Below are 20,284 nucleotides of genomic sequence, written 5' to 3' on the forward strand. Positions count from 1 at the left end.
GTCAGAACTGGCTGCGCCGCCTCCGGCTGCACCCAGGGGTCACCCACGGCAAGGTGCTGCTCCTACTCTTCATGCGCATGGGCACAGGAACACGGGCCGGAGCAACCAGAGGCCGCACGAACAGATCCCGCAGGGCCGGATTCCGCGTCACCTGGCCCCAGCGTGTCGTCTCCCGGTTCCTGCTGCTGCAACTGGCGATCGCGACCGGCGTCACCGTTCTCGCCACCGGTCTCTTCCTCGCGCCGCTCGGGGCACAGCTCGACGATCAGGCGATGCGGCGGGCGTTGGCCATCGCCCAGACCACCGCGTCGGCCGAGGTCGCGGAAACCCTCCTCGGTTCCCCCGCCGCGCCGAACGGCCCCGTGCAGGCCGAGGCCGAACGGATCCGGCGGTCGACCGGGGCCGAGTACGTCGTGATCATGGACCGGCGCGGGGTCAGGTGGTCGCACCCCTCGACCGGGCAGATCGGACGGATCGTGTCGACCGATCCGAGCACGGCTCTCGCCGGCCGTGAGGTGATGGAGATCGACAGCGGCACCCTCGGCCGGTCCGCCCGCGGCAAGGTTCCGCTGCGGGACTCTCATGGACGGATCGTGGGCGCGGTGTCGGTCGGGATCGAGTACGAGACGGTGCGCGGACGGCTGCTCGCGGCGATACCCGGGCTGCTCGCGTACGCCGGCGGGGCACTGGCCATGGGGGCGCTCGCCGCGTATCTGATCTCCCGCAGGCTGCAACGTCAGGTCCACGACCTGGCGTTCTCCGACATCGCGGCGCTGCTCGCGGAACGCGAGGCCATGCTGCACGGCATCCGGGAGGGCGTGGTGGCGCTGGACGCCGAGGGCCGGGTGCGGCTGATCAACGACGAGGCGCAGCGGCTGCTCGGCGTCGGGAACGAGGCCGCGGGACGCCCGCTGGACGAGGTGCTGGGTGAGGGGCGTACGGCCGACGTGCTGGCGGGCCGGGTGTCGGGGGACGACCTGCTGACCGTACGGGGGCCCCGGGTGCTGGTCGCCAACCGGATGCCGACCGACGACGGCGGGGCCGTGGCCACCCTGCGCGACCGCACCGAGCTGGAGCAGTTGGGGCGGGAACTCGACTCGACGCGCGGGCTGATCGACGCCCTGAGGGCCCAGGACCACGAGCACGCGAACCGGATGCACACCCTCCTCGGGCTGATCGAGCTGGAGATGTACGAGGAGGCGGCGGAGTTCGTGACCGAGGTCGCAGGGGCCCACCGGGCCACGGCCGAGGAGATCACGCAGCGGATCCACGACCCGCTGCTGGCCGCGCTCCTGGTCGGGAAGGCGACCGTCGCCGCCGAACGCGCGGTGTCACTGCGGCTCGCGGACGGGACGCTGCTGCCCGACCGGCTGGTGGATCCGCGCGGGCTGGTCACCGCGGTCGGCAACCTGGTGGACAACGCGCTGGACGCGGCGGCCGGCTCACCCGACGCGTGCGTCGAGGTGGCGCTGTCCGCGCGGGGGCGCGAGGTCGTCCTGCGGGTGACGGACAGCGGGCCGGGGGTGCCCCTCGCACAGCGGGAATCGGTCTTCACGGAGGGCTGGTCGACCAAGGAGCTGCCCACGCACGGGAAGCGCGGGCTCGGACTCGCGCTGGTGCGGCGGCTCGCCGAACGGCAGGGTGGGACGGCGCGGATCGGCGACGGCGCCTCGGGGGGAGCCGAGTTCACCGTCGTACTGCCGGAGGCGCTGACCCCCGAGCCGGGGCAGGACCCGGAGCAGGAGGGGCGTGACGTTTCGGCGGTACGACGGTGAGGACGCCGGAGTGGGTCAGGCCGCACCGGCTCCGGTGAGCGAACGGACCTCGGTCTCCGCGTGCTTGGCCTCGTCCGGCGGTTCGGAGGAGGTGACGGTGCCCAGCCAGCCCGCGAGGAAGCCCAGCGGGATGGAGACGAGGCCCGGGTTCTGGAGCGGGAAGTACTGGAAGTCAGCGGCGGGGAAGAGGGATTCGGGGCTGCCCGAGACGACCGGGGAGAACAGGACGAGCAGTACGGCCGGGAGCAGACCGCCGTACACCGACCAGACCGCGCCCCGGGTCGTGAAGCTGCGCCAGAAGAGCGAGTAGAGCAGGACGGGCAGGTTGGCGGAGGCGGCCACGGCGAAGGCGAGGCCGACGAGGAACGCCACGTTCAGGTCGCGGGCGAGGAGGCCGAGCGCGATGGCGACCACGCCGATTCCGCCGGCGGCGACCCGTGCGACGGCGACCTCGCTGTACGGCTTGGCACGCTTGCTCCGGCTGCGCAGGGACGCGTACAGGTCGTGGGCGACGGAGGCCGAGGAGGCGAGGGTGATCCCCGCGACGACGGCGAGGATGGTGGCGAAGGCGATGGCCGCGACGACCGCGAAGAGAACCGTTCCTCCTGTGGAACCGTTGCCTCCGCCGAGATCCTGTGCCAGCAGCGGGACCGCGGTGTTCCCGGCGGCGTTGGAGGCACGCACCCGGTCGGAGCCGAGGAGGGCTGCCGCGCCGAAGCCCAGCACGATCGTCATCAGGTAGAAGCTGCCGATGAGCCCGATCGCCCAGATCACGGAGCGGCGGGCGGCGCGGGCTGTGGGCACGGTGTAGAAGCGCGACAGGATGTGCGGCAGGCCGGCCGTGCCGAGGACGAGGGCCAGTCCGAGGCTGATGAAGTCGAGGCGCGCCACCCAGCCGCCGCCGTACTTGAGGCCGGGGGCGAGGAAGTCCTTGCCGTGACCGCTGCGCTGCGCGGCGGTGGTCAGCAGTTGGTTGAAGTCGCCGTGGAAGCGCAGCAGGACGAGCACGGTGAGGGCGAGCGCACCGGCCATCAGCAGCACGGCCTTCACGATCTGGATCCAGGTGGTGGCCCGCATTCCGCCCATCGTCACGTAGATGACCATGAGTGCGCCGACGCCGATGACCGTCCAGGTCTGGGCGGCCCCGCTGCTGCCGCCGAGCAGCAGCCCGACGAGCGAGCCCGCGCCGACCATCTGGGCCACCAGGTAGAGCACGGACACCGTGACCGAGGAGGTGCCCGAGGCGATCCGCACCGGGCGTTCCCTCATCCGGGAGGCGATGACGTCGGCGAGGGTGAACCGTCCGCAGTTGCGGACGAGTTCGGCCACCAGGAACAGCACGACGAGCCAGGCGACCAGGAAGCCGACGGAGTAGAGCATCCCGTCGTAGCCGAAGAGGGCGATGAGGCCGGAGATGCCGAGGAAGGAGGCGGCGGACATGTAGTCGCCCGCGATGGCGAAACCGTTCTCCATGGGGGAGAACAGGCGACCGCCGACATAGAACTCCTCCGCCGAGCCGCGCCTGTTGCGGCTCACCCAGGTGGTGATCGCGAGCGTGGTCGCGACGAACGCGCTGAACAGGAGCAGGGCGAGAGTCTGCTGGCCGTGGTTCACCGGTGCGCCTCCCCGGAACCCGTGACGAGCCCGGCCGCCGCCGACCCGGGTGCAGGACCGCTGAGTCGGGTCAACTCCTGCGTGTCCCAGCGCAGTTCCAGTGCGGCCCGGTCCCGGCGCAGCCGTGCGTGCCGCGCGTACGCCCAGGTCAACAGGAACGTGGAGAGAAACTGGCCCAGTCCCGCGACCATCGCGACGTTGACGGCTCCGGCCACCGGGCGGGACATCAGGCCGGGCGCGGCCGTGGCCGCGACGACGTACGCGACGTACCAGGTGAGGAAGCCGAGGGTGGCGGGGACGACGAACCGCCGGTAGCGGCTGCGCACCTCCTGGAAGGCGGGGCTGCGCTGCACCTCCAGGTAGATGTCGGCCGTGCTGATCTCGCGGTCCGCGGTGTCGCGCGCGGGCGGCACCAGGTGCGCCGGGGCGCCCGTGCCGTCCAGTTCGCCCCACCCGGAGGCGAGCGCGTCATACCACGGGTCGTCGAACCGCATCGCTGCGGCCTCACGCCCTTCGTGCTTGTCCACCGAACGACTCTCCTTGTCCGCAGCCTGATCGGACCGCGCGCCCAAGGATGGACAGACCGGAAAGATCCCCGGCTCGGCAATGCCCTCTCTTCACCCCATCAGGTGACGTCTGCGCCGGGCCCGCCCGTGCGGGGCGGCTGTGCGAGGCCCTGCCGGTAGGCATAACGGACGGCTTGCGCGCGGTCGCGCACGCCGGTCTTCGCGAAGAGGTTGTTGATGTGCGTCTTCACCGTGGCGGGCCCGATCCGGAGGGTCTGCGAGATCTCGGCGTTGGGCATCCCCTCCGCGATGAGGACCAGCACCTCGGCCTCCCTCGGTGTCAGCCCGTCGGGCAGTTCGCCGGACGCCGGAATCTCGGGTGCGGGCGCGGTGACCTGTTCCAGGAGCCTCCGCTGCACCGCCGGTGAGAGCCCGGCCTGGCCCGACACGACGTCCCGCACGGCACGCAGGATCTGGGTGCCGTCCGCGTCCTTGGTGAGGTAGCCGCGGGCGCCCGCCCGCAGGGCCCGGAACAGCCAGTCGTCATCGGCGTACGTCGTGAGCACCACCACGTGCGTCGCCGGGTGGCCGGTACGGATCCTGCGCGTCGCCTCCACTCCGTCGCAGCGGGGCATCCGCAGATCCATCAGCACCACGTCCGGGGCGTGCGCGGCGACCAGCGCGACGGCCTCCTCGCCGTCCCCCGCCGAGCCGACCACCTCGATACCGGGCAGCAGACCCAGCAGCAGCACGATCCCCTCACGCACCATTGCCTGGTCGTCGACGACCAGTACGCGGAGGGCGGTCACCTCCTCGGGCACACCGCCCTGTCCCGCGGCGGGCACACCGTCCCGTCCCGCGGCGGACCGGCGGAGCTCGCCGCCGTCCATCCGGGCCTCCCCCGCACCGTTGCCGTTCGCCGCCTCGCTCACGTCCCTCACACCGGCATCCGCAGTCTCACCACGAACCCCTCCCCCTCCGGCCCCGCGGAGAGCGAACCCCCGAGCAGTTCCGCGCGTTCCCGCATGCCCAGCAGACCGTACCCGGCGCCGACCGCGGCCGGTTCTTCCCGCGCGTCCGGCGCGACCGCCTCCGGTCGGCCCAAGTCCCGTATCTCCAGGGCCACTCCGTCCCGGTCGTACGCGAGCGCGATCCGGACCGCGGCCCCCGGCGCGTGCTTGCGTACGTTGGTCAGCGCCTCCTGGGCCACTCGGCGCACGGCTTGCGAGGCGTCGGCCGACAGGCTCCTGGGCTCCCCCGTCACCCGTACCTCCGCCCCGTCCATGGCCGCGAGCTCCCGCAGGTAGTCCTCGACCGGCGCCATGTCCCCACGCAGCGCGGAGAGAGCCTGACGCGTCTCGGCGAGTCCTTCCCTGGCCATGCCGCGTGCGGTGACGACTCGCTCCAGTACCCCGTCGCGGAACGGACCGGGTGGTTCCCGCTCGATCAGCAGCCGCGCCGCCTCCAGGTGCACCATCTGCGCGGACAGGCTGTGCGCCAGGACGTCATGTATCTCTCTGGCGATGCGGGTCCGCTCCGCCAGGGCGGCCGACTCGGCTTCGGCCAGCCGGGCGGCCCGCTCCTGCGCGAGGAGGCGGAAACCCGAACCGCGCGCCTGTGCGTCCAGTCGCAGCATGTACCCGATGGCGATGACGCCGCAGCCCACTACGGCCATCTCCCGCAGGCTCACCTCGCTGACCAGTGCGTGCACACCCATGATCGCCACGCTCGTCGGCAGGCCGACCGCGAGCGGCAGTCGCTGCACCGCCTGCACGCAGCAGACGATCAGCAGGATGGCCCCCGGCGTGTTCGCCCCCACCGCGTAGGACCCCGCGGCCAGCAGCGCCACCGCGCCGAGCACCCCGAGCGCGGGTCCCAGGCGGTGCCGTGCGGTCTGCCGGTCGTACAACTCGGCGGCACCCACGACGGCCGCGATCGCGAGCGGAGGCACCACCACGGCCGCTCCGCCGAAGACCTGCGAGTCGTATGCCTCCCAGATGAGCCAGAATCCCAGTCCGAGCCACATGACGAAGTCGATCGCCATGCGCACCCGGGGCACCCCGAGCCGCGACAGCTCCTCCACGGAGGGCCAGGCGGTGAATGCGCCGCGCGACTGCTTCGTCTGCGATCCCATGCCGTCGACACTACGGACCGGCGGGTTGTCCCGGATCGGAGCGTGGGTGGAGCCTTTCGCTCCACCCACGGGTTGAGAAGGCCGTGCGCGCGCCGCTGGTCAGGCGTCGATGCGGGAGCGGTCCAGCGTGGCCGCCGCGCTGGTGATGAACTCCTTGCGGGGGGCGACCTCGTTGCCCATCAGGAGGTCGAAGACCTGCTCCGCGGAGTCCAGGTCCCCGATGTTGATCCGGCGCAGAGTGCGGAAGCGCGGGTCGAGCGTGGTCTCCGCCAGCTGGTCGGCATCCATCTCGCCGAGACCCTTGTAGCGCTGGATGTCGTCCTTGAACCGGATGTTCTTGCGCTGGAACTCCAGGAGCGTCTGCCGCAGTTCGTTGTCCGAGTACGTGTAGACGTACTTGTCCTGGCCCTTCTTGGGCTGGACAAGTTCGATCCGGTGCAGGGGCGGAACCGCGGCGAACACGCGCCCCGCTTCCACCATCGGTCGCATGTACCGCTGGAAAAGCGTGAGCAGCAGGATGCGGATGTGGGCGCCGTCGACGTCAGCGTCGACGAGGAGCACGATCTTGCCGTAGCGCGCCGCGTCGATGTCGAAGGTCCGCCCGGACCCTGCTCCTATGACCTGGATGATGGCGCCGCACTCGGCGTTCTTGAGCATGTCCGAGACGGACGCCTTCTGCACGTTGAGGATCTTGCCCCGGATCGGCAGCAGCGCCTGGAACTCCGAGTTCCGGGCGAGCTTGGCCGTACCCAGCGCCGAGTCCCCCTCGACGATGAAGAGCTCGCTGCGTTCCACGTCGTCACTGCGGCAGTCGGCCAGCTTGGCGGGCAGTGAGGACGACTCCAGCGCGGTCTTGCGGCGCTGGGCGTCCTTGTGCTGACGGGCCGCGATACGGGTCCGCGAGGCGGCGACGATCTTCTCCATCACCGACCGCGCCTGGGCCTTGCCGTCGCGCTTGGTGGAGGTCAGGAATGCCTTGAGTTCCTTGGCGACCACGTTGGCGACGATCCGGTTGGCGGCCGAGGTGCCGAGCACCTCCTTGGTCTGTCCCTCGAACTGCGGCTCGGCGAGCCGCACGGTGACCACCGCCGTGAGGCCCTCCATGGCGTCGTCCTTGACGACGTCGTCCTCGGCGACCCGCAGCAGCTTGGCGGAGCGGAGCGACTCGTTCACCGTCTTGGTGAGGGAGCGTTCGAAACCGGAGACGTGGGTGCCGCCCTTGGGGGTGGCGATGATGTTGACGAAGGACTTGACCGTGCTGTCGTAGCCGGTGCCCCAGCGCAGGGCGATGTCGACGGCCAGTTCGCGGGTGACCTCGGTGGGCGTCATGTGGCCGAGATCGTCGAGGACCGGGACGGTCTCCTTGAAGGTGCCCGTGCCGGTGAGCCTCATGACGTCGCAGATCGCCTTGTCCTGCGCGAGGTACTCGCAGAACTCGCTGATGCCGCCGTCGAAGCGGAACGTCTCTTCGCTTTTTCCGACGCCCTGCAGGTCCCGCTCGTCGCGGACGACGATGGTGAGGCCGGGGACCAGGAAGGCGGTCTGGCGGGCGCGCTGGTACAGCGTGTCCAGGGAGAGCTTGGCGTCCTTGAGGAAGATCTGCCGGTCCGCCCAGTAACGGGTCCGGGTGCCGGTGCGGGTCTTGGGCACCCGCTTGGCCTTGCGCAGGCCGTTGCCCGGGTCGAAGGCGGAGTCCGGGCCCGATTCGGTGAAGGTGCCGGGAACGCCGCGTCGGAAGCTGATCGCGTGCGTGGCGCTGTTGCGGTCGACCTCGACGTCCAGGCGGGCGGAGAGCGCGTTCACCACGGAGGCGCCCACGCCGTGCAGGCCGCCGGAGGCCGCGTACGAGCCGCCGCCGAACTTTCCTCCGGCGTGCAGCTTGGTCATGACCAGCTCGACGCCGGACAGCCCGGTCTTGGGCTCGACGTCGACGGGGATGCCGCGGCCGTTGTCCTGGACCTCGACCGAGCCGTCCTCGTGGAGGATCACCTCGATGCGGTCGCAGTAGCCGCCGAGGGCCTCGTCGACGCTGTTGTCGATGATCTCCCAGAGGCAGTGCATGAGGCCTCGGCTGTCCGTGGACCCGATGTACATGCCGGGACGCTTGCGGACCGCCTCAAGGCCTTCGAGGACGAGCAGGTGCCGCGCGGTGTAATTGGAACCGTCACGGTCCGCACCGCTCAGCAGTGCGGTGGACGGGACGGTCGTATCGGCGGTCACGCGGTTCGCTCCTCGCTGAATTTCAAATGGGCCCCGAGTGGGTACGGGGTCGGCGTCGGTCGCCGCTCAGAGGGTAACGGGGCCTGGTAGAGCGGTTGTCACGCCACCCTCGGGAAAACTCATGCTAGTCCAGAGGCGCACAGGTGTTCGATCCCTCGTTGGAGTGAAGCACATGTCACGTTCCTTTCCGGGCATGAACCATTTAGGCTCCGGGCACGTCCTCTTGAACAACCCGGCAATCCAGCCGGGTGGACGTGTCCCCCGAAGACAAGCCAGCAACGCGAAACCGTAAAGCGACGCAATACGGCTCATTCGCCGCCAACCGGCAACAGACAACCACTCCGGACGACCTTCGGAAGAAGTTTCAAGAAAAAGCCACGAGCGGGAACGTTTTCGGCCTGGTTGGATGTTGACCCTGGTACGACAGCTCGTCGAGCTAGAGAAGAGGCGACGTGACTACTGTTCTGACCCCCGCGAGCCCCCTGACGGCCGCTGACCGATGCGACCGCTGCGGCGCCCAGGCATACCTGCGCGTTCTCCTGGCCAGCGGCGGCGAACTGCTCTTCTGCGCCCACCACGGTCGCAAGTTCGAGCCCGAGCTCAAGAAGATCGCCGCGGAAATACAGGACGAGACGGACCGGCTGACGGTCACGCCTGCGTCGTCAGAGGACGACGACCGCTGACGCCCTGAGAGCGTCCACGACGAGCCAAGGACCGGTCCTGACCGGTCGACGGGCGGCTGCCCCCGGGTGTGCGGGGGAAGCCGCCCGTTCTCATGTGCCAGAGCCGCCATTCACCGGCCGCACGAGTACCTGGGCGCGGATCCGTGACCCCGTCGCGGCAGGGCCGACGGCGTCTCCCGCCTCCGGCATAGGCACCCCTCAGCTGCCCTCCGGCCGCACAGCGCCAGGGGAAGGGTGCGGCACCGGCCTCAGGAGCGCTACAGCGCCCCTGAGGGTTCCCTGACGCCTCCAGGGCACCGGCCCTTCCTGCGGCTCTTCCCTGCCAAGGGCAAGAACCCGGCGAGGGCGACTCTGCATGGCTCCGACCCGCTCAGCTCCTCCGCAGGGAGACGTCGGACAGTGCCGAGATCCGGGTGTACACGCCGGGGCTGCTCGCCTGCCCGCAGCCGCTTCCCCAGGACACCAGGCCGATCAGCAGCCCCCTGGCCACCAAGGGGCCCCCGCTGTCCCCCTGGCACGCGTCACGGCCTCCCTCGGGATCCCCCGCACAGAGCATCGTGGCCGGGAGATACGCCGCGCCGGTGGTGTTCGGGTAGGCCCTCGCGCACGCCTCGTCGGGCAGTACCCGCACCCGGGCGGACCGCAGGGAGCCCGCGTAGGCCCCGTCCCCGATCGTGTCGCCCCATCCGTACACCCTGGCCTCCGTACCCGGCTCGGCCGCCCGGCTGTCCGCGGCCGCCATCTTGATCACGGAGTCCGCCGGCACGGCCGAGGCGAGGGTCAGCACAGCCAGGTCGCCCGAGTTCGAGCGCTCGTCGTACGAGGGATTGACCCAGGCCCTGCGGACGGCGATCTCCCGTCCGCCCTCGCCCCGGAGCTCGGCGCGGCCGGTGATGACCTTGAGGTCCCGTACCTCGCGCAGCGGTGCACCGAGCACCTCCCGGCCCAGGCAGTGCGCCGCCGTCACCACCTTGGTGCGGCCCACCAGGACTCCGCCGCAGAACTGTCCCGCCCGCGTACCGCCGAACCGGTCACGGCTGGACAACGCCACCACCCACGGGCCGTCCTCCGCCCGGGTCGGCTGCCCCCCTATGATCACGCCGTCAGCGGCGGCGGGGCCGGCCGCGGCCACCGGCAGTGCGACCGCTGCCACGGTGAGGGCGAGGGTTCCCGCCAGCGACCGGATGGTAGGTCGACGCATACGTCCTCCTGACTCAGGGTGGAACTTCGCACACCCAGAGTCAGCGATGCTCCCGCGCCCCGCACCCGCGCGGACCGCTGCCCCGGTCGCTGCGTGCACGTGGCGCACCGGCGACGTACGGCGGCATCGGGTCCGGTGGTGCGGGAAGCGCCTCAGTCCAGGTAGTCGCGCAGGACCTGCGAGCGCGACGGGTGGCGCAGCTTGGACATCGTCTTGGACTCGATCTGGCGGATGCGCTCACGCGTCACCCCGTAGACCTTGCCGATCTCGTCGAGGGTCTTGGGCTGGCCGTCGGTGAGGCCGAAGCGCATGGAGACCACGCCCGCCTCGCGCTCGGAGAGGGTGTCCAGCACCGAGTGCAACTGCTCCTGAAGCAGGGTGAAGCTGACCGCGTCGGCCGGAACGACCGCTTCCGAGTCCTCGATGAGGTCGCCGAACTCGCTGTCGCCGTCCTCGCCCAGCGGGGTGTGCAGGGAGATCGGCTCGCGGCCGTACTTCTGGACCTCGACGACCTTCTCGGGGGTCATGTCGAGTTCCTTGGCCAGCTCCTCCGGGGTGGGCTCGCGGCCCAGGTCCTGGAGCATCTGCCGCTGGACGCGCGCCAGCTTGTTGATGACCTCGACCATGTGCACCGGGATGCGGATGGTGCGGGCCTGGTCGGCCATCGCGCGGGTGATCGCCTGCCGGATCCACCAGGTCGCGTACGTGGAGAACTTGTAACCCTTGGTGTAGTCGAACTTCTCGACCGCACGGATCAGCCCGAGGTTCCCCTCCTGGATCAGGTCCAGGAAGAGCATGCCGCGGCCGGTGTATCGCTTGGCGAGGGAGACGACGAGGCGGAGGTTGGCCTCCAGCAGGTGGTTCTTGGCGCGCCCTCCGTCCTGGGCGATGATCTCCAGTTCGCGCTTGAGCTTGGGCGCGAGCTTGTCCGAGTTCGCGAGCTTGTCCTCGGCGAACAGGCCGGCCTCGATGCGCTTGGCGAGTTCCACCTCCTGCTCGGCGTTGAGGAGGGGGACCTTGCCGATCTGCTTGAGGTAGTCCTTGACCGGGTCGGCGGTGGCGCCGGCGACCGCGACCTGCTGGGCAGGTGCGTCGTCCTCGTCGTCGTCGGAGAGCACGAAGCCCTTGGCCTCGCCGCCTTCGCCGCCCTCCTCGTCCGCGCCCGCCTTGGCCGGGGCCTCTTCGGCCGTGGCGTCGTCGGGCCCGTCGTCGCTCTTCGCGGCGGTCTTCTTGGCCGTCGCCCTCTTCGCGGTCGTCTTCTTCGCGGCGGTCTTCCGGGGCGTCGTCTTCTTGGCGGCGGCCTTCTTGACGGGCACTGCGCCGTGCTCGTCCACGACGGCGTCCCCGGCCTCGGTCTCCGGTGCCATGGCGGCGGCCGCCGCGACCGTCCTGGGGGCGGCGGCGCTCGCCGCGACGGTCCGCGGGGCGGCAGGCTTGGCCGGGCTCTTCACCGGCACGCCCTTGCGGGCGCGCTTCGGTGACTCCGCGGCAGTGACCATCAGCGTCACACCCTCTTCCTCAAGGATCTGATTGAGGCTGCGCAGGACGTTCTTCCACTGGGTCGGCGGGATCCGGTCGGCCTCGAAAGCCCGACGCACGTCGTCGCCGGCGATCTGCCCCTCAGTCTTTCCCCGCTCGATGAGCGCCAACACAGACTCGGACTCGGCGATCTCCGGCGGGAGCGTACGGGATGTGCTGGCCGACACGAACAACCTCTCGGAACGATGGAAATGGCGCCCGACCCCGCCCGTGAGGGCCTGAGCCGACGACCACCGGCTGGGGGTGCACCGGCGGACCGGGCGAACGACCGCAGACGGGCCGCGGTGCCGCGAGCGGCACCTGCTTCCCTCCTCGACTGTCACCTCTTAGGTCATCGCGGGATCTCCCGGAGCGTTACGCCCCGACTTCGTGGGCCGAGTCACAACCGGCTCGCGGCGGATCCCCGGGGACATGTCGAGTGCCCACAATCGTGTCGCCGAACCCGAAGGTCCGGCGACAGGAGGGACAACCACACGCGTTCGACGGCGCGTTGAAGAGGTGACTGGCAGTCAGTGCTCGCGCGGGGCGGGTACGACGCGTTCCACTTCCGGGTGCACGGTGAGCAGTTGTCGCATCGCCGACTCCGCCCCCGACCCGTCGCCCGCCGCGAGGGCGTCGGCGATCCGCGCGTGGTGGGAAAGGGAGACGTCGGTGGGTCGGTCGCAACCGAAGATCGGCCCGCCGGACACCTGAAGGGCCGCCGAGACGATGCCCGAAAGGTGCTCCAGCATCCGGTTGTCGGCGAGCTGGATGAGGAGGGAGTGGAACTCGGCGTCGGCCCGGGAGAAGGTGAGGGAGTCTCCCTGGGCGAGCGCGTGCCCCATGATCTCCACCATGTCTCCGAGGCGCTGCTGCACGTCGTCCCGGCCGTGTCCGGCGGCGAGCCTGGCCGCGAGCGGCTCGATCGTCCAGCGCAGTTCGGCGAGTTCGCGCCGCTGGTCGTCGCGCTGGGGGCCGAAGGCACGCCATTCGATGATGTCGGGGTCGAGCAGGTTCCAGTCGCTGACCGGGCGGACGCGCGTACCCACGTTGGGACGGGCGCTGACCAGGCCCTTGGCCTCCAGGACGCGCAGCGACTCCCGGACGACCGTGCGGGAGACCTCGAACCGCTGGCCGATCTCCTCGGGAACGAGCGGACGGTCCGCCCCGAGGTCACCGGAAACGATCATCTGGCCGAGCTGCTGGACGAGTTGACCGTGCAACCCGCGTCCGCGGTTTCCGGCGGATCGGCGGCCGACCCGGCCCAGGTCCGATTCCGGACTGTCCCAGCCGATGGGGCCGACGCGGTCGGCGCCGGGGGTCTCCGCGAAGGGGTAGCGGTCGAGTTCGCCAGGTCCGGCGATGCCTGAATCGACGGAGCGGGCGGCGGTCATCATGGTGTGCGCAAGGGTACTCACGGATCAGTTGTCGGCGCGACTTCCCCGCCCCTTGAGGTCTTTGGTGAAAAGCACACGAAAGGGTGATCACCGCTCTCTCCCCAATTGACGCCTTATCGGAAAGAAACGTGCTTTCCCTGGGAAGTTGTGGGCGAGCGGACGGCTCCGCGGAAACCTTCGGTCACCAACGGGCCTTGCGGCGAAGGCCGGTGAGCAGATATGCGCACAGGAGCACAGGGACCGACAACGCCAGCGCCACACCCATCGGTTGGGCGATGAGCCGCAGCGCAGCGAGCAGCCACTGATCCGCGCCGCCGGGGAGCCGCAGCAGCATCAGCTCCCGCAACCTGTCCGGGAGTCCGACCATCGAACGTGTGGCCGGGCCGGCGAGGAGGTGCTGAACGGCCGGCACCACGACGACGGGCACGGCCAGTACGGCGGCCAGGCCGGCGGCCGTGACCCGGAAGACGCCGGCGCCGAGCAGCCCGGCCCAGGCACAGCCCACACAGAGAGCGGCCCAGTTCGCTCCCATGGCGGTCGGTCCGGCGGGCACGGCCACCAGCTCGCCCCCGTACAGCACGCGCAGGAGAACGAAGTCGACCACCACCGCCCCTGCGGCGAGGACCAGGGCGAGGCCTGCGGACACCGTGAGCTTGGCCACGAGGAGGCCGAAACGGCGGGGCGACGTGCCTCGGGAGGTGGTCAGTGCCGGGTAGCGGAACTCGTCGCCGAAGGCCAGCGCACCGAGCAGGCCCGCACCGAGTGCGGCCGGAGGAAGCGGCAACAGACTGGGCCAACCGGCCAGCGCGGCCGGAAGGGGCGCCGCACCGGTGTGCGTGAGGAAGACGGCCAGTACTGCGGACACGCACAGGGCGGTCGCGATGGCGAGGAGGGTGCGACGAGTGCCGAACGTGCGGACGAGTTCGTACCGGAGGGGGCGCAGTGGGCTGCGGAGGGGGCGCGGAGGAGCGGTGCGGGAGGAGGCCGCGGCGGGCGGAGCACACGAGGGGGCGGAGCTCGACGCCTGCGGGGAGCTGGGAGCCGGGGTGGGTGTGCGCGGGGAGCCGGAAGCCATGGCCAGGGGGACGGAAGCCGAGGCGGGAGCCGGTGCGGAGGCGCGAGCCGGTGCGGAGCCGGAAGCCGGAGCAGAGCCGGGAGCCGATGCGGAGCCGGAAGCCGGTGCGGAGCCGGAAGCCGGTGCGTGTGGGGCGGCGGACACGGAGGCGTACGTCTGGGTGCTGACGTCCAGGTCGGGGGCCGACGCCGACGGGGCTGGAGCCGAGGAACGTGGGGCGGCGGCCGAAGGGTGCGGAACCAGGACCGGACGGTCGCCCGTGTCCCCGGTCTCGTCGGCGAGTTGGTGGAGGAGCACCCCGTGGCGGAAGGCCGTGTCCCCGATCTCCGCACAGGTGCTTCCGTAGACGAGGAGCCGGTTGCCGCCCTCGGGCACGACCTCGACGGAGCGCCGGGCGATCCGGGCCTCCTGGCCGATCAGAGCACCCAGGCGGGCGGCCTGCGGGGTACGGACGGCGACGCGGGGGCGCAGCCGGGTACGGGCAAAATCCGCCGCCGTCTGGTCGGCTACGAGCCGGCCCTCCTTGAGGGTGACGACGCGGTCGGCGCCCTGGGCGGCCTCCTTGGCGTCGGCGGTGGTGCACAGCACGGTGCCGCCGTGGGCCGCGTGGGCACGCAGAAGCCCGTACAGCCAGGCGGTGTCGCGAGGAGAGAGGCCGGCGGCGGGCTCGTCGAGGAGGAGGGTGTGCGGATCGGCGAGGAGGGCGGAGGCGATGCCGAGCCTGCGGTCCATGCCGAGCGAGAGCGAGCCGAGCCGGTGGTGGCCGAGTTCGCTCAGGCCGACGACGTCGAGCAGTTCGTCGGCGCGGGAGGCGGGGACGCCTGCCGCGGCGCACAGCATGCGGAGTTGTCCTCGGGCGGTACGGGAGGGATGGCCGGGCACGTCGCCCAGAAGGGCCCCCACTTCGCGGGCGGGGTGGGCGATTTGGTGCAGGAGCCGGCCCCTGAAGTAGGTGACACCGCGGCCCTGTTCGAGCGAGAGCATCAGGCGCAGGGCGGTCGTCTTGCCGGAACCGGCGTCGCCGAGGAGCGCGGTGACGTGGCCGGGCCGCGCCGCGAAGGTCAGGTCGTTCACGGCCGGCGGTCGTGCCCGGCGGGGCGTGCTGGTGAGTCCGACGGCCTGGAGCATCGTTTTCCTCGCGTCTCTTCCCTCGCATCCGACCGAGACGGGTACCGCAGCACGATAACGCGACATTTCGGACTTTTGGCGCAGGCGGAGAACGTGCGGGTGTCAGAGCGGAATTCCGGCCGGAGGCGCCGGTCGCAGCGGTCAGACCTCGGGACGCAGCATCGGCGGATTGAGAAGGGTGGCCCCGCCCGCCCGGAACAGTTGTGCGGGCCTGCCGCCCTGACGGGTCGTCGTGCCGCCGGACGGCACCAGGAAGCCCGGCGTTCCCGTCACCTTGCGGTGGAAATTGCGGGGATCGAGGGCGACGCCCCAGACCGCCTCGTAGACCCGGCGCAGTTCTCCGACCGTGAACTCGGGCGGGCAGAACGCCGTGGCGAGTGAGGAGTACTCGATTTTGCTGCGGGCACGCTCGACGCCGTCGGCGAGGATGCGCGCGTGATCGAAGGCGAGCGGTGCGGCCTTCTCGCCCTCCGCGTCGAAGTCGCCCTCGTCGCCGAAACCCCGGGTGCGGTCGAGAAGTGCCTCCACCGGGGCCCAGCGGGCGCTGTTGGCGTCGCCGCCCGCGCGCGGCGCGGGGAGGTCGGGGGCGAGGGCCAGGTGGGCCACGCTCACCACTCGCATCCGGGGGTCGCGGTCCGGGTCGCCGTAGGTGGCGAGCTGTTCCAGATGGGCGCCGTTGGCCGGAACGGCGGTGGTGGACTCGCGCGCGGCCGACGCGGGTACGTCCGGTGCGCCCACCGCCGCCGGAACCGCCGCCGCGGGCCACACGCACAGCCCGGTCTCCTCGGACAGTTCCCTGGCCGCGGCCTCCGCGAGATTCTCGTCCGCACGCACGAATCCGCCCGGCAGGGCCCACCGCCCCTGGAACGGCTGCTCCCCGCGTCGCACGACCAGGGCGCAGAGCGCGTGACGGCGAACGGTGAGCACGGCCAGATCCACGGTGACGGCGAAGGGAGGAAAGGCCGACGGATCATAGGGCGACATGCCGCGATCATAGTCGTCTTCCTGACGATAAACAGTCCCTTCGGGTAGCTCCGGGCCGTTCCCGCCGTCCGCCGCCGCGGCCTCCGCCGCGTCTTTCTCCCGCGTCGCTTCCCCGCTGCTCCCCGCCATGTCGTCACACCCCCAGCTGGAGGCCGGGTGCGGCCTCCTCGACCATGGCGAGCCCGAGTCGGCTGACCCGTACCGCGAACGGTTCCGCAGCGACCCGCAGCCCGGAGAGCCGCAGTGCTCCGAGCGGTGCGCTGGCGAGCGGGACCAGGCGGACGGTGCCCGCAGGGGCGTCGGGACGGATCCCGACGAGGGCGGCGAGCAGATGGATCCCGGCAGCGGCCGACACCGCTGCCGGACGGCACGCGGCCGGGTGGGGCAGCGGGGAGCCGCCGGCCGTGCGCTGCTCCCCCGCGTACATCTCAGGCAGCCTGTGACCGAAGGCCGCTGCCGCGTCCAGCAGGCCGCGCAGGAGGGAGCCGGCCTCCTTCTCGAAACCGGCGGCGGCGAGGCCCGAGACCGCGAGGGCGGTCTCGTGCACCCGCACGGCGCCGCTGCGGTGACCGAACGGGTTGTACGCGGCCTCCTTCACGCCGAGCCCGCGCAGCCCCCACCCCGAGTCCATGGCGGGACTCCCGAAGAGCCGTGCCAGCTGTTCCGTCTGCACCTTGTCGAGCAGTCCGGGCGCGAGCCGCCCGGCGCCCAGCAGGCCGGTGTCCAGGAGGTGCACCGCCCAGGAGCCGAGGTGGGGCACCTGTCGCCCGTCGGCCGTCGTGGCCGCTGCCGGGCGGCCGCCCGCCCGGTCCTCGATCCAGAACTCCCGACGGAAGGCGCTGCGCAGAGCCCCGGCCCATTCACGCCAGCCGTCGGCTCCCCGGCGACCGCACGCCTCCAGCAGCTCCGCACCGAGCAGGGCCGCGCGGTGGGCGTGTGCCTGCGTCTCGGCCCGGCGGAGTCCGCCGGGCCCCGGATCGCGCAGGTAGACGTCGTCGCCGACCGTGGTGCGCAGCCAGTTCAGACAGCGCTCGGCGGCGGGCAGCAACTCCTCGAAGTCCTCCTCGGGCAGTCCCCAGCGGCGGGCCTCGGCGAGCACCACGGGGAACGCCAGGGTCGCCTCCACTCCGGTGCAGCCTGGGGGAAGGTACGGTCCCGCGTCCCGGAAAGGGCCGGGGACGAGGCCGTTGCCCTCCGCCTGGGAGCGTGCGAGCGTGCGGAGCGCGGCCGCGGCGGGCCGGGTGCCGAGCGGGAACGCCATCCTGGCCGCCCAGAGCGCCTCGGCGGGTGCCAGCCCGCAGCGCCAGGGAATTCCCGCCGCCAGGTACACGTCCGAGGGGTGGGCGGGATCGCGCATCATCAGGGACCGCAGGTCGTCGACGCTGGTACGCAGCAGGTCCCCCACCCGGGGGTCGTCGCCCTCCGCGCTCGTCTCGGGCAGCGGGCAGCCTCCGGTCCTGCCCGCGGAGCGCACCGCTCTCTCGGTCCTGACCCGAAGCTCGATGGTGCGCGAACCACCGGGCGGCAGCTCCATCTCCCAGCGCAGCAGGCCGGCCGAGGCGAGGGCATCGCCGGGCGGGGGGTCCGCCGTCACCACGGAGTTCGCGCCGCCCGTGGTCCAGCGCATGCCGGAGCCGTGGACGCTGGCGGGGAGTTCGGGGCCGGAACGGCCGGCGGCGATGGAACCGAGGTCCGCGAGGTCGGTGCCCAGGGTGATCTCCACCGGAAACCGGAGCGGGTGCGGCGCCGAGCTGCGCAGGGTGATCCGTTCGCCGCCGTCGGCGGTCCTGATTCGTTCCACCGCGATCCCGGGGTCCGGGCCGCCGTCGCCCTGCGTGCGGACGACCGCCATGAACCTGGCCCGGCCCGCGCCCGCCGACCTGCCCTGCACGGCGGTCGGTTCACGACCCGCCACCCGTAGCTCGCAGCGCGCGAGCAGTCTGCGGCCCGCCTGGTAGAAGCCCTCCAGCCCGCGCCCGGTGAGCTGCCCGTGCTCGGCGGAGAGCGCCAGACTGGGCAGGTCGGCGCAGATGATCATCGCGTGCACGGGCGGCAGCTCGGTGGGCTGGCCGACTCCTGGCGCCGGACCCCGGGCAGAGCCGGGGCCGGTGTGCTGCGCGGGGCGGCGATGCCCCGGAGGCGTGCCGCGGGCGTCGGAGGACGGCGGGACGGTGAGGGCCATGTGGTGCCTTCTCTGCGCTCCGGAAGATGGCGACGGGTGTGGCGGCGCAGTGCGTGCACGGACGCCACTCAGGTGAACGGCGGCACACGCGGCCGGGTCACGGCCGGAGGGCGTGGGGAAAAGCGACGCGCGGGGCGCTGTACGTCTCCTCGGCGGTCGAGCCGTCGTCCGGAACGATGGAGGGGGCGCGGGACTGAACGGGATGCGGGACGCCGTGCGGGACGCCTCGGGCCGGGGCACAGTGCGGGAGGACGCCGACCGCGGCGGGGCAGTGCGGGACGGCACCGGCCGCGGCACGGTGCTGTACGAGGTCGACCGGGGCGCAGGCGGGGGCGACGCCGGTCGCGGAGTCGGCCGACGGCCCGTCATCGCCCGCTCCTCGTGCCGCGCCGCGCCCGGTGCGGCGTCTCCCGGGGCCGCACTCCTTCGCGCCCCGACGTGAGGCCGGGTTCGGCACCTTCCGTACGGTCCGTCGGCCGGACCCGGGGGCGTACGCCGGGACGTGCCGCCCGAGGGCCTGCCGCCTGCACCCGGGACTCGCCCAACCTGCCCGCTTTGCCCCGGGCCGCCCGTCGCGCCCTCGCCGTCGCCTGCCGTCGGCGTGCCCCGCGCCCGCCTGGTCCCGGGCGGGCCCTGCCCGTGCGGGCGGAACGTTCCCCGCGCAGGCAGACCCGCAGCTTCTCCGGGTCGAGTCCCTCGTTGCATGCCTGGTGCAGCAGTTGCGCGAAGGTGTACTCCGCGTCCGCCCGCAACGCCAGGCCCAACGCCACCCGCGCCTCCGCTTCGTCACCGGTGGACCAGGCGACCCAGCCCGCGAGAGTTCGCGGCGGAGCTGCGTAGGTGTCGTAGGGGCCGACGCACCGCCGGGCGAGGAGGCGCCACAGTCTCAGCGCGCAGGCGGCCTCCGGGCCTTCCATCCATTCCGCCGCACGGTCCCTGGTGTCCCGGTCCTGGAGGCCGACGACGACCGTGGCGGCCTCCTCGTCACTGACCAGCTCGTCGTCGGCGCGGTCCGCCGCCACCCAGGACCCCCGCGGCAGGGGGGACCTCCCCAGCCGCCTGATGAGGACCCGGGCCAGGTCGAGCGTCTCCTCGCAGACCTGTGCGCGGCCGGTGTCGCTGAGGATCCTGGGGACGACCGTGCTGCCCGCCTCGTCGAGCGCCCGTACCCGGGCGCGCAGCACGGCAGGCTGTTGTGGGCGGGGGGTGAGCCGGGCCTCCATCTCCCGCAGGCTGCCCCGCACCTGAATGCCGGCGTACGCGGCGGCCGCCGCCATCACGGACGTACCCGGCAGGGCCAGCGCGGTTCCCTCCGGCGGACAGCAGCGCCCGTCGGGACAGCAGTAGGACCAGAAGCGGCCGTCCGAGAGGCAGAGCGCTTCGAGCACGGGGACGTCGAGCGTCCCGCAGGCGGTGCGCAGCCGCTGGGCGAACGCCCGCAAGCGCTCCATCACCTCCCTGCCGGTCGCGCCGTCCGTGGGGTCCTGGCACAGGAAGACGAGGATGCCGTCCGGGCGGCTGCCGCTGCGCTCGCTGTTGGCCACCAGGGATTCGGCGAGGTGGGAGGCGACCGGCGCCCATTCCTGCGGGGACTTCGGAATGCCGAGCCTGAGCCGCCCCCCGAACCTCCCCCTACGCCCGTGCAACGCCACCATGACCACGGAGTCGTTCGGGTAATACCCCATCAAATAGGGAAGTGCGTCGGCGAGTTGGGCAGGTCCCCGGAGGGTGATCTGTTGCTCTGCGGTCGCTTCGGAGGCGTCGCGGTGATCGCGCTTCTCACTGTTCGTGTTCATGGGGCGACTTTCCGCTACTTCCCACCAGCCCCGCCACCCCTGTGAATAAAGTTGTCCACAGGGCCGGACGC

At 71.8% G+C, this 20,284-nt stretch carries 14 protein-coding genes; 2 read left to right on the forward strand and 12 right to left on the reverse strand.

The genetic code is table 11. The features are described from left to right. The first annotated feature begins 77 nt into the window (after positions 1 to 77). Complete coding sequence (locus ACQPZG_RS09030; protein ID WP_433549323.1) at positions 78 to 1,775, forward strand: ATP-binding protein; 1,698 nt, start codon at positions 78 to 80, stop codon at positions 1,773 to 1,775. 15 nt (positions 1,776 to 1,790) lie between these two features. On the opposite strand, the gene ACQPZG_RS09035 is transcribed toward ACQPZG_RS09030, so the two are convergent. The 5 genes from ACQPZG_RS09035 to ACQPZG_RS09055 form a co-directional block, all read right to left on the reverse strand. Further along, positions 1,791 to 3,389: a solute symporter family protein gene (locus tag ACQPZG_RS09035; protein WP_433545314.1), complete on the reverse strand. Its 1,599-nt coding sequence runs from the start codon at positions 3,387 to 3,389 to the stop codon at positions 1,791 to 1,793. Further along, complete coding sequence (locus ACQPZG_RS09040) at positions 3,386 to 3,883, reverse strand: DUF485 domain-containing protein (protein ID WP_433549324.1); 498 nt, start codon at positions 3,881 to 3,883, stop codon at positions 3,386 to 3,388. The genes ACQPZG_RS09035 and ACQPZG_RS09040 overlap by 4 nt, the downstream gene beginning before the upstream one ends. 131 nt (positions 3,884 to 4,014) lie before the next feature. Further along, positions 4,015 to 4,836: a response regulator transcription factor gene (locus tag ACQPZG_RS09045; RefSeq protein ID WP_433545315.1), complete on the reverse strand. Its 822-nt coding sequence runs from the start codon at positions 4,834 to 4,836 to the stop codon at positions 4,015 to 4,017. Next, positions 4,833 to 6,029 carry a sensor histidine kinase gene (locus ACQPZG_RS09050; protein WP_433545316.1) on the reverse strand — a complete coding sequence of 399 codons (1,197 nt, stop codon included), beginning with the start codon at positions 6,027 to 6,029 and terminating at the stop codon, positions 4,833 to 4,835. Before ACQPZG_RS09050 ends, ACQPZG_RS09045 begins: the two co-directional genes overlap by 4 nt. 99 nt (positions 6,030 to 6,128) lie before the next feature. Continuing rightward, a complete protein-coding gene (locus tag ACQPZG_RS09055; protein WP_433545317.1) occupies positions 6,129 to 8,249 on the reverse strand; it encodes a DNA gyrase/topoisomerase IV subunit B in 2,121 nt (706 codons plus the stop codon). Between the two features lie 452 nt (positions 8,250 to 8,701). On the opposite strand from ACQPZG_RS09055, the gene ACQPZG_RS09060 reads away from it, so the two are divergent. Then, positions 8,702 to 8,932 carry a DUF7455 domain-containing protein gene (locus ACQPZG_RS09060; protein WP_185026750.1) on the forward strand — a complete coding sequence of 77 codons (231 nt, stop codon included), beginning with the start codon at positions 8,702 to 8,704 and terminating at the stop codon, positions 8,930 to 8,932. A gap of 370 nt (positions 8,933 to 9,302) precedes the next feature. On the opposite strand, the gene ACQPZG_RS09065 is transcribed toward ACQPZG_RS09060, so the two are convergent. The 7 genes from ACQPZG_RS09065 to ACQPZG_RS09095 all read right to left on the reverse strand — a co-directional run bounded on the left by ACQPZG_RS09065 (position 9,303) and on the right by ACQPZG_RS09095 (position 20,213). After that, positions 9,303 to 10,133, reverse strand: coding sequence for a S1 family serine peptidase (locus ACQPZG_RS09065; RefSeq protein ID WP_433545318.1), 831 nt, complete (start codon positions 10,131 to 10,133; stop codon positions 9,303 to 9,305). 152 nt (positions 10,134 to 10,285) lie between these two features. Next, positions 10,286 to 11,839 carry an RNA polymerase sigma factor gene (locus tag ACQPZG_RS09070; RefSeq protein WP_433545319.1) on the reverse strand — a complete coding sequence of 518 codons (1,554 nt, stop codon included), beginning with the start codon at positions 11,837 to 11,839 and terminating at the stop codon, positions 10,286 to 10,288. A gap of 342 nt (positions 11,840 to 12,181) precedes the next feature. After that, positions 12,182 to 13,069, reverse strand: coding sequence for a FadR/GntR family transcriptional regulator (locus tag ACQPZG_RS09075; RefSeq protein WP_433545320.1), 888 nt, complete (start codon positions 13,067 to 13,069; stop codon positions 12,182 to 12,184). A 160-nt stretch (positions 13,070 to 13,229) separates the two neighbouring features. Further along, positions 13,230 to 15,251, reverse strand: coding sequence for an ATP-binding cassette domain-containing protein (locus tag ACQPZG_RS09080; protein ID WP_433545321.1), 2,022 nt, complete (start codon positions 15,249 to 15,251; stop codon positions 13,230 to 13,232). A gap of 141 nt (positions 15,252 to 15,392) precedes the next feature. Beyond that, a complete protein-coding gene (locus ACQPZG_RS09085) occupies positions 15,393 to 16,235 on the reverse strand; it encodes an NUDIX hydrolase (protein ID WP_433545322.1) in 843 nt (280 codons plus the stop codon). Between the two features lie 133 nt (positions 16,236 to 16,368). Beyond that, positions 16,369 to 18,417, reverse strand: a complete 2,049-nt coding sequence (locus ACQPZG_RS09090; RefSeq protein WP_433545323.1) for a glycogen debranching N-terminal domain-containing protein — start codon at positions 18,415 to 18,417, stop codon at positions 16,369 to 16,371. Positions 18,418 to 18,782: 365 nt separating this feature from the next. After that, entirely contained in the window at positions 18,783 to 20,213 is a 1,431-nt protein-coding gene (locus ACQPZG_RS09095) for a DUF4192 domain-containing protein (RefSeq protein ID WP_433545324.1), read from the reverse strand. Between the last annotated feature and the right edge of the window lie 71 nt (positions 20,214 to 20,284).

Origin of the sequence: Streptomyces sp. CA-294286 (assembly GCF_050947155.1) — a bacterium.
GTDB lineage: Bacteria > Actinomycetota > Actinomycetes > Streptomycetales > Streptomycetaceae > Streptomyces.